The sequence below is a fragment of the Stenotrophomonas sp. P5_A8 genome (assembly GCF_056400545.1).
The window spans coordinates 1-12,792 of record NZ_JBFULB010000091.1; the positions used below are offsets into that span (position 1 = coordinate 1).

The window sequence follows — 12,792 nt, forward strand, 5'->3', positions numbered from 1 at the left end:
CCTCATCCGGCGCGTCGAACACCGCAGCGACCGCATCGGTCACCGCCTGCGGAGGTCCGCTGCGGTCCGCGTCACCGATCCACCAGCGCCCGCCGCAGTAGTCCCGTCGGTAGCGGCGGTCCTGCGTAGGCAGCGGCTGGAAGCGTCCGTCGGCCAGCAGCCAGCCACGCTCGGGCGTGTCCTGCTCGCTCCCCGTGGCGTAGCGCGTGACCTCCCCGGGCCAGTCACGCCGGCCGGCACTGCCGCCGTACTGCCGGAAGCGCGGATACAACCCGCCCTGCTGGTAGCGCGCGGCATCCAGCGACCGTCCCCGCGCATCCACCCGCCGCCAAAGGTCGCGCTGCCGCAGCCACCAACCGCCATCGCTCACCGGCAGCAGCGCATCGATGTCATCGACGAACAGCACCTTGCCCCGCTCGTCCTGCACCTGACACGTTGCGCCGTCCCGGGCACCGCAGAATACGTAGACAGGGCGCCCCGGGAACGGCCCGGCCACCCACTGCCAGGCGTGCTCGTCCATCGCCATGACCTCGTGTCCAGCCATGTCGAAGAAGCGCAACGGCCCCGCGTTGGCATTCCACAGCACCCGGTCGGGTACCGCCAGCGGCTGCCATTGGCCCTCCTGCAATGCTGGCCAACGCACCTGCCCGAGCGCATTCACCACGGCATGGCCACGTCGCACGCCCTCGGCATCCATCAGGAAGGCTTGCCACAACGGCTGATCCGCAGGCTGCCCAGGCAGCGCGAAGCGTTCACCGTATTCGATATATCCCGGGTCCTCGCGCAGCAGCGTGCCGGCGTCATCGAACCACTGCTGCGGCGTGCCCTCGCCCTGCATGCGCAGCCAGCGATCCGCGGACAGCCGCTGCAGTCGCGCACCGTTGGGCGCCACCCGCAGCCGCCCATCGACATCGATCAGCGCCTCGGCGGAAAAATTATGCGCCAGCGCAGAGAATGTCTCCGCCGGCGCGGCCTGCACGCCGGTCGCCAGCGACAACAGCGCGCACAACCCGACTATCCGTTTCATGGATCACATCAATCAACAGCGGAGCTGCACGCTAGCGCCTGGGGGTGGCCGATGCAATGCAATGCGTCGTGGCCGCCTGCAATTCCGATAGCGCCGACGGTTGCTCGGCGCCTCGAATCTCTTTCCAGGATCACGAGGAGCCGGCCAGCGGCCGGCACTACCGGATCGATCACAGCGTCATCGGACGCCAACCGGCGGCGGGCCCTGCAGCGCTCAATACACCGGCAGCGAAATGAAGCTTGCCTGCTGTGGTGCATGCCACACCTGCTGCGTGGCCTTCTGGTAATCGCCCGGCCTGGCCAGGTAGATGTTGGGCACGAAGGTCTGCGGGTTGCGGTCGTACAGCGGGAACAGGCTCGATTGCACCTGCACCATCACCCGATGACCGGGCTGGAACACATGGTTGGCCGTCGGCAGGCCGAATCTGTAATCCAGCACCTGATTGCTTGCGATCGCCTTTGGATCGCTGAAGCTCTCCCGGTAGCGCCCACGGAAGATCGCCATGGATACCGCCAGCTCGTAGCCGCCCATCTCGGGCGTGGACGGTGTCTGGTCGGGATAGACGTCGATCAGTTTCACCACCCAGTCGGCATCGCTGCCACTGGTGGCCGCCGCCAGGTTCACCTGCGGTGCCCCGCCGATGCGAAGCGGCTCGGTGAGCGGTTCACTGACGAAGGTCAGCACGTCCGTGCGCCCGTCCACGAAACGCTGGTCCTTGACCAACCAGCTGGTCCACATGTCGCGGTCGGCGAAGCGCACCGGGCGCGGCACGAACGGCACCGGCTTGGCCGGATCGGACACGTAGGCCTCGTAGTTCGCCTCACCCGGCTGCGGCGCCTGGAACGACAGCTTGCCTCCAGCACGCAGGTACAGCGGTTTGGACTGTGCGGCGGTGCGCGGCCACTGCTGCAGCTTGTCCCAGTGGTTTTCGCCGGTGTTGTAGATCAGCACCGGCGGCGTATCGGCCTTGGCCGCGCCATCCACCAGGTACTGGTCGAAGAACGGCTTGAGCACGTCGCGGCGGAACTGCAGCGCGGTATCGCCGTCGAACTTGAGCGCGCCCAGATTGCTGCCGTCGTAGTTCACTTGGCTGTGCCGCCACGGGCCCATCACCAGGTAGTTGAGCGTGTTGCTGCTGTCGCGCGGTTCCATGGCCGCATAGCTGTGCACCGCGCCCCACATGTCTTCCTGGTCCCAGAGGCCCTGCAGCCACATGGTCGGCACCTTCAGCGGCGTTTTGGCCATCTGCGCATCCAGCGCCTGCGCCTGCCAGAACGCGTCGTAGGCCGGGTGTTCGATGAGCTTGTGCCACCACGGCAACTGGTCCAGTCCGTTGGCCTTGGCATAGTCGCCGGCCGACCCGGCGCGCAGGAAAGTGGTGTAGTCGTCGTAGCCCACGCTGGGAATCGCCGGTCCCTTGCCGCGCTTGGCCAGCTGGCCGGTGAAGTAGCCGAAGTTGACCTGGCGGAAGGCACCGTAGTTGAGCCAGTCATCGCCCATCCAGCCATCGATCATCGGGCTCTGCGGCGCGGCCACCTTCAACGCCGGATGCGGGTTGGTCAACGCCATCACCACGGTGAAGCCTTCATACGAGGACCCCAGCATGCCGACCTTGCCGTTGCTTTCGGGCACGTGCTTGACCAGCCAGTCGATGGTGTCCCACGCATCGGTGGCATGGTCGACCTTGGTAGGGTTGAGCGGCCCGCGCAGCGGCCGGGTCATCACGTAATCGCCTTCGGAACCGTACTTGCCGCGGATGTCCTGGAACACGCGGATATAGCCGCCGTCGACGAACACCTCATCGCCCTGGGGCAGGATGTCACGCATGTGCGGCGAGTCGATGCGCTTGGCGCGGTTGGCCGCGTCGTACGGGGTGCGGGTCAGCAGGATCGGGGCATTCTTGGCGCCTTTGGGCACCACGATCACCGTGTAGAGCTTTGTGCCGTCGCGCATCGGCACCATCACCACGCGCTTGTCGTAGTCATCGTGCGCGGTCGGCGTCACGAAGCCCTTGGCCGGGATGTCCGGGGTCATCGGCGAGGTCTGCGCCGACACGCTGGCGGCAACCATGAAACTCAACAGCACGACAGGCACGACACGGACACGCATGGGCTCTCTCCCGGCAGATGGTGGCGACGAACCTTTGCAGCCTAGCGCCGGGCGCACGGCCCGGGTAGGTGCCAAAGGTCGCCATTGCGCGCATTCATGCGCCAACCGACGTTTCCTGCAAAGCCGCCCACTGCAGCCCACCGTCGTGTCCGGCGACCAGCACTGCCAGCGCTTCGCGCCGGGTCGCTACCCCGGCATGGTCGGTATGGTCTTCGCGGTAGCGCACCGCACAGGCACCGCCCGGCAGCGCGATCGCCGCCAACTCGGCCACCTCGATGCGCAGGCCTGCCCGCCGTCCATGCGCGCCCGCGAAGAAGCGCGCCAGTGCCGGCTTGTCCAGGCGCACTCCGCCGATGCCGACCATGCTGAAGTCGTCGTTGAAACGTGCCAGCAGCCGTTCCAGATCACTGGCCGGCAGGCGCGCGTTGAACCAGTCTTCGATCAGCACGTGCAGCATGCGCACCTCATCGAAGGCGGCGTGGGAACGTTCGGTCTGTGCAGGGGTCATGTGGGATTGGCTCGCAGGGAAAGGGACGCTGCCGGTATCCGCCACAGCAGCGGCAGTGGCAGCAGGGTCATGCCGCTGGCCAGCAGCAGCGTGAGGAAAAACGCGCGCTCGGGCAGCACGGCGGTCAATGCACCCAGCACGCACGCCAGCAGTGCGGCGGCCAGGCAGAAGCTGAGCTGGCGATTGAGATTCCACAACGCGCTGCCCGGCATCAGTTCTTCATGCGCCAGGCCCTGGAACGCCAGCGTCTGTGCGGTGCTGCTGCACAGGCTGCCGCCCAGGCCCATCAGCGCGAACGCCAGCACCGCCAGCAGCGGTTGCGAGGGCTGCACGCCCAGCAGCAGCGCGATGCCCGCAGCCTGGCAGACCATGCCGGCACTGAGCAGCACGCGTGGGCCGATCCGCGGCAGCGCGCTACGGGTGGTGGCAATAGCACACGCCGAAGCCAGCGCCCACGGCAGCATGAAGCCGCCGATGCTGGCCGGGCTGTAGCCGAGCCGACTGAGCAGCAACGTCGCCACCAGTTGGGTCCCGATGAAGGTGCCCGGCACCAGCAGGTAGATCAACATCGCCAGCCGCAGCGAAGGATGCCGCAGCAACGTCCACTGCAGCACCGGCTGCGCGGTGTGCCGGGCGGTGCGTGCATAGACGATCAGAATGCCTGCGGCCGCTGCCAGCAGCGCAATGCCCTGCGCGCGCTGCTGCGCTTCGGCGATCAGGCTCAAGGCCACCAGCAGCAGGCTCAGGCCCAGCGAGCCCAGCACCAGCCCGCGTCGATCCAGGCGCGGCAACGCCAGCCTCGCTTCGGGCCGGATCCACATCGCCGCCAGCACCAGGGCCAGCATCGCCAGTGGAACGCTGGCCCACAGCACCCAGCGCCACGATCCCAGCCCCACCAGCCAGCCGCCCAGCGCGGGCGACAGCGCCGGCACCAGCAGCGCGACCGCCATGATCCGCGCGGTCAACCGACCCCGTTCGGCCGGCGGGCAATGCCGGTAAGCCATGGCCTGTCCGACCGGAATCAACAACCCACCACCGAGGCCCTGCAGCAACCGCCAGCCGATCAGCGCCTCGATGGTCGGCGCGCTGCCGGCCAGGATCGCCGCCAGCGCGAATACGCCCAGCGACAGGCACAGCAGCACCCGTTCGCCCAGCCGCGCGGCCAACCAGCCACCCAATGGAATCACCAGCGTCAGCCCGAGCATGTAGGCGTTGCCGATCCACGCCAGCTGCGGCACCGAGGCATGCAGCTCGGCCGCAAGCGCCGGATAGGCGACGTTGCCGATGAACATGTTGACCAGGTCCAGCGAGAACCCGAGCAGGTACAGCCCTTCCACTTTGGCCCGGTAGGTCATGGCGCGCTCCGTTGACGAGGGCGTAGCATGCGCGCCGGGAAGCGCTGGATAAACCGAGCATCCGATGCAAGACTGTCAAATTATTTTTGACATTCAAAGGCAAGGCGATGGTCAGCCTGGACCGCTTCGAGATCTTCAAAGCCGTGGTCGATGCCGGCAGCCTCACCGCAGCCGCGCAACAGCTGGGCCACAGCAAGGCGGTGGTGAGCTTTAACCTCAAACGGCTGGAACAGGAGCTGGGCGTCACCCTGCTGGTGCGCAACACCCGCAGCCTGGCACTCACCGAGGCCGGCGAGCGCTTCCACCAGCATTGCGTGGCCATGCTGGCCACCGCCGAGCAGGCCATCGAGGAAGCCCGCAGCGAACAACAGCAGCTGCGCGGCACGCTGCGCCTGACCACCACACCCGAATACGCCAGCGCCAGGCTGGTGCCGCTGCTGGAAACATTCCGCGCCCAGCACCCGCAGCTGCGCCTGCACCTGTCGACCTCGCCGACGCATGCCGACCTGATTCCCGAGCGCTTCGACCTGGCGATCCGGCTCGGGCGCATGGCCGATTCGGAACTGCGCGCCACCCTGCTGGACGAGCATGCGTTGTGCGCGGTGGCCGCGCCGTCACTGTTGTCTGCGTTGCCCGATGCGGCCGCGCGCGACAGCCCGGACTGGGTACGCACGCTGCCTCGGCTGGGTTATCCCCGCCTGGCCGACCTGCCCCTGATCGCGCCCGATGGCAGCGATCAGCTGTTTGCCAGCAATCCGGCCGACGCGGTGGTCACCGTGGACAATGCGTCCACGCTGCGCGCCTTCGCGCTGGCCGGGGCCGGGGCGACGGTGTTGCCGCAGTGGTTGATCGCCGATGACCTCGCCGCAGGCCGGCTGCTGCCGATCCTGCGTGGGCATCGCTTCCCGCGCCAGGGCGTGTATGCGGTGTTTCCCAACACCGCGCATCCCTCGCGCCGGGTGCAGTTGCTGCTGGCGCACCTGCGCCAGCATCTGCCGGGGTGAACCCGACGGCAGGCACGACCAGCGGTCGTGACCTGCCCGGACGCCGGGACCGGTCGGTGCCGGCCGTTGGCCGTCCCGCATCGGTAGGTACCGACCGTTGGCCGGTACCTGCCTTGCTCAGCGCACCACACCACCGCTCAACACGATCGGCGTGGTCTGCAGCGGCTCGCTGGCCGAGCGCGACAGCTGCAGTTCGTAACGGCCTTCAGCGATCTTCCACTGCTTGTCGGCGGTATCGAAGCTGGCCAGCGTCTTCGGTTCGGCTTCGATGCGGATCCGGCGCGACTCGCCCGGCTGCAGCATCACCTTCTGGAAACCGATCAGGCGGATCGGGGTGGTGCTGCCATCGGGCATCTTCAGGTACAGCTGCGCCACGTCCGCGCCGGCGACCTTGCCGGTATTGCGGATATCCACGGTGGCGACCAGGCGCTGGCCCATCGAGGTGGCGCTCAGGTTGTCGTAGCTGAACTGCGTGTACGACAGGCCATGGCCGAACGCGAACTGCGGCACCAGGCCCTTGGCGGCGAACCACTTGTAGCCGACGTTGGCGCCTTCGATGTTGTAGTCGATGGTGTCGTCCGGCTTGTGCTTCGGATTGAAGCCCAGCCCGTTCACTTCCGGGCGCGGCAGCTGGCTGGCATCCACCGGCCATGTCACCGGCAGGCGGCCGGACGGATTGACCTTGCCGGTCAGCAGCGCGGCAATGCCTTCGCCGCCACGGATGCCCGGGTACCACGCCTGCAGCACCGCCGGCACCTGCTGCAGCCACGGCAGCTCGACCGGGCCGTTGGTTTCCAGCACCACCACCGTCTTCGGGTTGGCCTTGGCCACCCCGGCGATCAGCGCGTCCTGGTTGTCGGGCAGTTTCATGTGCGGCAGATCGACCGACTCGGCCGACCACTGCGTTGCAAACACGATCGCCACATCCGCCGCGGCGGCAGCGCGCGCGGCGGCGGCCACGTTGCGGCCATCCACGTATTCGATGCTGGCGTCCGGGCGCTCGGCGCGCAGCGCTTCCAGCGGCGAGGACGGGTGGAAGATCACCGGACCCGGCCAGGTGGTCGGCAGCACGCCCGGTACCGCGTTGGTGCCCTTGKCGGTCCAGCCGACCATCGACGAACCACCGCCACCGATCACGCCCTTGTCGGCGTGGCCACCGATGATCACGATGCGCTTGACCTCCGGGCCCAGCGGCAACACGTTGTTGGCATTGCGCAGCAGCACGCTGCCTTCTTCCACGGTGCGCTGGGCGGCCGCGAAGCCGGCGTCATCGTCGATCGGCTGGTGCTGCGGCGGCACGTCGAAGTTGCCGTTGGCGAACATCGCACGCAGGATCCGGCTGACCATGTCGTCCAAACGGGCGCGCGGCACCACGCCACCGGCCACGGCCAGGCGCAGCGGTTCATCGAAGAACACCGCCTTGTCGAACACTTCACCGGCCGACTGCTGGTCCAGGCCGGCCAGTGCCGCCTTCGAACCGCTGTGCACGCCGCCCCAATCGGACATCACGAAACCGGGGAACTTCCATTCCTGCTTGAGCACCTGGTTCATCAGGTAATCGTGCTCGCAGCCGTAGGTGCCGTTGATGCGGTTGTAGGAGCACATCACCGAGCCGGGCTTGCCGATGTCCAGTGCGATCTCGAAGGCCAGCAGGTCCGATTCACGCATGGCCTGCTCGCCGATCTCGGCGCTGTGGAAATTGCGCGAGGTTTCCATGTCGTTGAGCGCGAAATGCTTCATCGTCGACATGACGTGCTGGCTCTGCACGCCACGGATCGACTCGCCGACCAGGCGACCGGCCAGCAGCGGGTCTTCGCCGGCGTACTCGAAGTTGCGGCCATTGCGCGGATCGCGCTGCAGGTTGACGCTGCCGGCCAGCAGGATGTTGAAGCGCTGCTGCCAGGCCTCGCGGCCCATGGTGGCGCCACCGGCGAAGGCCACTTCCGGGTTCCAGCTGGACGCGGTGGACGGACCGGACGGCATCGCCGTGGCGTGGTCTCCCTTGCGGATGCCGCCCGGGTTGGTCACGCCCACGCCGGCATCGGCCGACTGCTGCGACGGAATGCCCAGCCGCGCCACGCCCGGCACGAAACCGGCCGAACCGACCGCGCCTTCCGGCAACGGCCCGCCATCCTTGCCCAGCCCGAAGTAGCTGTGCAGCATCTGGAACTTCTCATCGTCGGTCATCTTCGCCACGATCAGGCGGGCGCGTGCATCGGCGTTGAGCGAGGTATCCATCCACGGCGTGTCGCCACCGACCGGGGCGGCGTAGTCCAACGTCAGCAGCGTGCCCTTGAGCGCGGTCTTGCCGGCATCCAGGCGCAGCTTCACCGACGTGCGGGAGGCGGACTGGAAACCATTGGAATAGGTGTCCTCACCACGCGCCTCGAAGCCGGCCGCGCGTGCGCCGGCCTCATCGGCGCCCAGCAGGACCGCCGGGGCGCCCACGCGCGATGCATCGACCAGCGCCTTGAACGCGGCGCCCGTCGCGTCGCCATCGGCGGTGCGGGTATACAGCGCCACCACGTGGCGGCCGTCGTTCAAGCGCAGGTAGTTCAGGCCCGGGGCTTCGATGCCGGAAGCCGCTTCCACCGGCAGGCGCGAGATCACGATGCTGCCGCGGCGCTCGGCCGAGGCCGGATCGGCGCTGACGAAACGATAGGTGTAGCCCAGCTGGTCGGCCAGCGCTTCCAGCGGATCCGGCGCGCGGCTGCTTTCAGCCGTATCGGCGGCACGGTGCACGTTGCCGATGGTCAGCGCGTCCACGTTCAGGGCCTGCAACTGCGCGGCGACGTCCTTGGCATCGAGCCAGTCCGGCGCCTGTTCCAGGCTGAGCACGGTGAAGGCATCGCCGCTGTCGGCGACCTTCGGCGAGGATGCCCAGGCCGAAGCGGCGAGCGAGAGCGTGATGGCGGCCGTCAGGGCCAGTGGCTTTGAAATCGTTTTCATGAGCGGGCGAAACACCTTTGCTTACGCAAAAAATCCAGGGAGTCGTGCCGCAGAAGGGTGCAGCGCCAAGATGGCGGATCCCGGCCTTTGCAGGCCGGTATCGGGTACTACCCGGGGCAACGCAGCTACGACCAGGCCCCTCCGCCCGTCGATACAGCCATGCTGTCCGGTGGGCGCCGCAGGCGGCACCCATCCGGTGAAGAGTCGTCCACCCTGTTCATGCCTGTCAACAGCGTGTTCAGATTCGCAGGCGCGTGCGGCGGCTTGCGATCACCCTGCCGGGGGCTTCACCACGTGGGTGGCCGTCGGCTCCAGCACCTGCCCGTCTGCGTCGCGCGGCAGCAGCGGGGCCAGTTCACGGCCCTCGGTGAGCGTCAGCAACTGCGAACGCGGTTCACCTTCGGCGAACAGGAAGCCCTCGCCCCATTGCCGCAGCGCCACCACCAGCGGGAACAGCGCCCGGCCCTGCGTAGTCAGCACATAGTCCTGGTAACGGCTGCCATCGGCCGCCGCCTGCTGTGCCAGCACGCCGGAGTCCTGCAAGGCCTGCAGGCGCTGGCTGAGCATGCTGCGCGACATGCCCAGGCTGCGTTGGAAATCGCTGAAACGGCACACGCCGTCGAAGGCGTCGCGCACGATCAGCAGCGACCAGCGATCGCCCACCACGTCCAGCGCGCGCGCCACCGGGCAGGTCAGGTTCGGATCGTCATTCATGGCGGGCCCTCCAGAAGTGGTTTCATTTTAGAACCGCGTGCGCCAGAATCAACTGGTTCTAATTTGAGACCACCGCATGTCGCATGCCGCCTCCCTGCCCCGTACCGCCACGCCCCTGCTGCTGTTGTTCGCCTGTGCCGCCGGGCTCAGCGTGGCCAACGTCTACTACGCCCAGCCCCTGTTGGATGCGCTGGCAGCGGACCTGCACATCGGCACCGCGCGGATCGGCGTGGTGATCGCCGCTACCCAGCTCGGCTCGGTGCTGGCCCTGCTGTGGCTGGTGCCGCTGGGCGACCGCCGCGACCGGCGCCGCCTGATGGCGGTGCAGAACGCGGCGCTGGTGCTGGCCCTGCTCGGCGTCGCCTGCGCCGGCAACCCGCTGGCGTTGTTGCTGGGCATGCTCGCGCTGGGTCTGCTCGGCACCGCGATGACCCAGGGCCTGATCGCCTACGCGGCCGCCGCCGCCGATCCGCACGAGCGCGGCCGCGTAGTGGGTGCCGCCCAGGCCGGGGTGGTGATCGGGTTGCTGCTGGCGCGGGTGGTGGCCGGTGGCGTTGCCGACCTGGCCGGGTGGCGCGCGGTCTACCTGCTGTCGGCCGCGCTGATGGTGGTCAGCGGCGTGCTGCTGTGGGTGCGCCTGCCACGTTTGCCGATACCGGCCGCAACGCCGCAGCTGTCCCTGTTCGCACTGCTGCGCCAGCAACCGGTGCTGCGCCGGCGCGGCGTGCTGGGCTTGCTGATGTTCGTTGCGTTCGGGCTGTTCTGGAGCAGCATGGCGCTGCCCCTGAGCGCACCGCCGCATGCGCTCGACCACACCGCGATCGGCGCATTCGCGCTGGTCGGCCTGCTCGGTGCGCTGGCCGCTTCACGCAGCGGGCACTGGAGCGATCAAGGCCATGCCGAACGCGTGACCGGCGCGGCGTTGCTGTTGTTGCTGCTGAGCTGGGCGCCGCTGGCGGGGCTGTCGCTGCACCTGGGCTGGCTGGTGCTGGGCGTGCTGCTGCTCGATCTGGCGGTGCAGGCCCTGCATGTCACCAACCAGAGCCTGATCCTGGCCGCCGCGCCGCACGCGCAGGCACAGGTGATCGCCGCCTACATGCTGTTCTATGCCGCCGGCAGCGGGTTGGGTGCGGTGCTGGGCAGCGCGATGTATGCAAGCTACGGGTGGAGCGGTGTGTGCATCGCAGGCGGGTGCGTCTCGTTGCTTGCCCTGGGCCTATGGGCGGCCCTGCGTCGTTCCCGGTGAGCGTTGCGATGGGGCGGCGACCGTGTTTCCGCTACCCTGTTGGACACAGGCAACCCTGCCATGTCGACGTGATGATGCGCAGAATGCGGTGGTGGTGGTGAACGAGCAACGCTGGACCGGCACGTTGCTGCTCGGTGCGCATTTCGCCCTGCTGCAGGGCCATGCCGGCGCCACCGGTGCCCATGCCCACTACGCGCATCAGATCCTGCTGGCTGACACCGGACAGTGGACGATAGAGGACGAAGACGGCATGCGGTCCGGGCCGCGCATGCTGCTGCCCTCCTTCCAGTCACATGCCGTGCTTGCCGTCCCCGCGCGCGGCTGCACGCTGTGGCTGGAACCCAGCCATGTCGACCTGGCGCATCTGCAGGCCCAGCTGCCGCAGCTCCCCTGCGATCCGGTGGCACTGCTGCCCTGCCTGTCGACCCTGATCGCCCGCACACCGCTGGACCGACGGCTGCAGGCAGCGTTGTCTGCGCTGGATGCGCACTTGCCCGAACGCGTCGCGGCCACGACCATCGCAGCGGCCGCGCACCTGTCCGAGAGCCAGTTGCACCGCCGCTTCCAGCAGGACCTGGCGGTATCGCTGCGCGGCCTGGTGCTGTGGCGCAGGCTGCGCCAGGCCCTGGTCCTGGTGATGGAGGACCACAGCCTCACCGCCTGCGCCCATGCCGCCGGCTTCGCCGACCTGGCCCATTTTTCGCGCAGCCTGCGGCGCATGTTCGGCGTGCGTGCCGAGCATCTGTCACGCCTGCACCTGCAGCACTACCGCGACGACCGCTCCAGCCCCGGCGGCGGCGGCGGTGCCTCCCCATGCGGCAATGCACGGAACGGGGCCAGCAGCTGCCCTGGGTAATCCTTGGGATAATCCGGCTGGCTGCCGATGCCCAGATCGTCCACCCGCATCCGGTAGTCCGCATCAAACGCGGTGCCCAGCAGATGGTCCCAGACGGTCAGGAACAGCCCGAAATTGACGTCGCCGGCCGTGCCATAGCGCATATGGTGGAACCGATGCAGCGGGGCCCATGCCATCACCTTGCCCAGCCAGCCCGGCCGCATGTCCACGTTGGAGTGCTGCAGCAGCAGCTGGATGGCAATGGCGAAGGCCAGCACCGCCGCCACCGGGTACGGCATGCCCAGCAACAGCAGCGGCAGCACCCCGCCCAAGGCTTCGGCCGTCTGGTGCAGCGGGTGCTTCATCAATCCGTTGAACCCATACATGCGGGTCACGCTGTGGTGGACCGCATGCAACCGCCACAGCCAGGCCCAGCGATGGCTGGCGTAATGCACCAGGGTGATGCCCAGGTCCGCGGCGACGATCGCCAGCACCACCTGCGCCACAACACTCCAGTGCGTCGGCCACAGCTGCCACGGCACCCACGTGGCCACCAGCGGAATCGCACCGATCGCCAGCAGGTTCAACCCTTCATTCACCAGCGCGTGGACGGCATCGCGGCCCGCATCGCCCTGGCGTGCGTTGAAGGCCGGGTCATACGGCCAGCAGCGCTCGGCCAGCCACKACACGGCGATGGCCAGCACCAACCCCGGCAGCAGCCACAGGGCCGATCCCGCTGCATACCCCACCCACCACGTGGCCATTCCCACGCATCCAAGCAGCATTCCCGGCGCATACAACGCCAACCACCATCGCTTCATCGACCTGCTCCATACAAAGGAGCGGCCATGCTCGCGACAATGGCGCGGCCGGGCTTGAACAAACCGCGCATCCCGCCGCGGCCGCCGGTGCGGCCTTCCATGCCCTCCACATCGACTTGACCCCCACGGCCGCTGAAGCGGCGGGCAGGCCACTGGCTGAAGCATTCATCACCCCGGCTGCGTTCAAACTGCCGTCGCGCGAATCGTTAGCATGTTGACTAAGT

At 68.0% G+C, this 12,792-nt stretch carries 9 protein-coding genes and 1 pseudogene; 3 read left to right on the plus strand and 7 right to left on the minus strand.

The genetic code is table 11. The features are described 5' to 3' along the window. The 4 genes and pseudogenes from AC1DQP_RS08705 to AC1DQP_RS08720 form a co-directional block, all read right to left on the minus strand. Positions 1–1,027, minus strand: a pseudogene (locus AC1DQP_RS08705) (hypothetical protein); the annotation flags it as partial. A 213-nt stretch (positions 1,028–1,240) separates the two neighbouring features. Beyond that, entirely contained in the window at positions 1,241–3,136 is a 1,896-nt protein-coding gene (locus AC1DQP_RS08710; protein WP_478051425.1) for a CocE/NonD family hydrolase, read from the minus strand. A 94-nt stretch (positions 3,137–3,230) separates the two neighbouring features. Continuing rightward, complete coding sequence (locus tag AC1DQP_RS08715) at positions 3,231–3,644, minus strand: DUF4440 domain-containing protein (RefSeq protein WP_457317895.1); 414 nt, start codon at positions 3,642–3,644, stop codon at positions 3,231–3,233. Further along, complete coding sequence (locus AC1DQP_RS08720) at positions 3,641–4,999, minus strand: MFS transporter (RefSeq protein ID WP_457317896.1); 1,359 nt, start codon at positions 4,997–4,999, stop codon at positions 3,641–3,643. The genes AC1DQP_RS08715 and AC1DQP_RS08720 overlap by 4 nt, the downstream gene beginning before the upstream one ends. A gap of 107 nt (positions 5,000–5,106) precedes the next feature. Between AC1DQP_RS08720 and AC1DQP_RS08725 the strand changes: the two genes are divergently transcribed. After that, positions 5,107–6,003 carry a LysR family transcriptional regulator gene (locus AC1DQP_RS08725; protein ID WP_457317915.1) on the plus strand — a complete coding sequence of 299 codons (897 nt, stop codon included), beginning with the start codon at positions 5,107–5,109 and terminating at the stop codon, positions 6,001–6,003. Positions 6,004–6,120: 117 nt separating this feature from the next. Here the strand turns inward: AC1DQP_RS08725 and AC1DQP_RS08730 are convergent, their stop codons facing one another. Together AC1DQP_RS08730 and AC1DQP_RS08735 are read right to left on the minus strand one after the other, a co-directional pair. Continuing rightward, complete coding sequence (locus AC1DQP_RS08730; protein ID WP_478051426.1) at positions 6,121–8,952, minus strand: beta-glucosidase; 2,832 nt, start codon at positions 8,950–8,952, stop codon at positions 6,121–6,123. A 270-nt stretch (positions 8,953–9,222) separates the two neighbouring features. Then, on the minus strand, positions 9,223–9,666 hold the full coding sequence (locus AC1DQP_RS08735) for a winged helix-turn-helix transcriptional regulator (RefSeq protein ID WP_457317898.1): 444 nt from the start codon (positions 9,664–9,666) through the stop codon (positions 9,223–9,225). Positions 9,667–9,742: 76 nt separating this feature from the next. Between AC1DQP_RS08735 and AC1DQP_RS08740 the strand changes: the two genes are divergently transcribed. Further along, the gene (locus AC1DQP_RS08740; RefSeq protein ID WP_457317899.1) at positions 9,743–10,912 is read left to right on the plus strand and encodes an MFS transporter; all 1,170 of its coding nucleotides are present in this window, start codon (positions 9,743–9,745) and stop codon (positions 10,910–10,912) included. Positions 10,913–11,009: 97 nt separating this feature from the next. Then, a complete protein-coding gene (locus AC1DQP_RS08745; RefSeq protein WP_457317900.1) occupies positions 11,010–11,768 on the plus strand; it encodes a helix-turn-helix transcriptional regulator in 759 nt (252 codons plus the stop codon). On the opposite strand, the gene AC1DQP_RS08750 is transcribed toward AC1DQP_RS08745, so the two are convergent. Next, positions 11,678–12,568, minus strand: a complete 891-nt coding sequence (locus AC1DQP_RS08750) for a sterol desaturase family protein (RefSeq protein WP_478051427.1) — start codon at positions 12,566–12,568, stop codon at positions 11,678–11,680. The genes AC1DQP_RS08745 and AC1DQP_RS08750 overlap by 91 nt on opposite strands. Positions 12,569–12,792: the final 224 nt, after the last annotated feature.

Excerpts from the sequence above, each read along its gene's own strand:
- AC1DQP_RS08725 (WP_457317915.1), top strand. The coding sequence starts at position 5,107 with ATGGTCAGCCTGGACCGCTTCGAGATCTTCAAAGCCGTGGTCGATGCC.
- AC1DQP_RS08715 (WP_457317895.1), bottom strand. The coding sequence starts at position 3,644 with ATGACCCCTGCACAGACCGAACGTTCCCACGCCGCCTTCGATGAGGTG.
- AC1DQP_RS08735 (WP_457317898.1), bottom strand. The coding sequence starts at position 9,666 with ATGAATGACGATCCGAACCTGACCTGCCCGGTGGCGCGCGCGCTGGAC.
- AC1DQP_RS08740 (WP_457317899.1), top strand. The coding sequence starts at position 9,743 with ATGTCGCATGCCGCCTCCCTGCCCCGTACCGCCACGCCCCTGCTGCTG.
- AC1DQP_RS08720 (WP_457317896.1), bottom strand. The coding sequence starts at position 4,999 with ATGACCTACCGGGCCAAAGTGGAAGGGCTGTACCTGCTCGGGTTCTCG.
- AC1DQP_RS08710 (WP_478051425.1), bottom strand. The coding sequence starts at position 3,136 with ATGCGTGTCCGTGTCGTGCCTGTCGTGCTGTTGAGTTTCATGGTTGCC.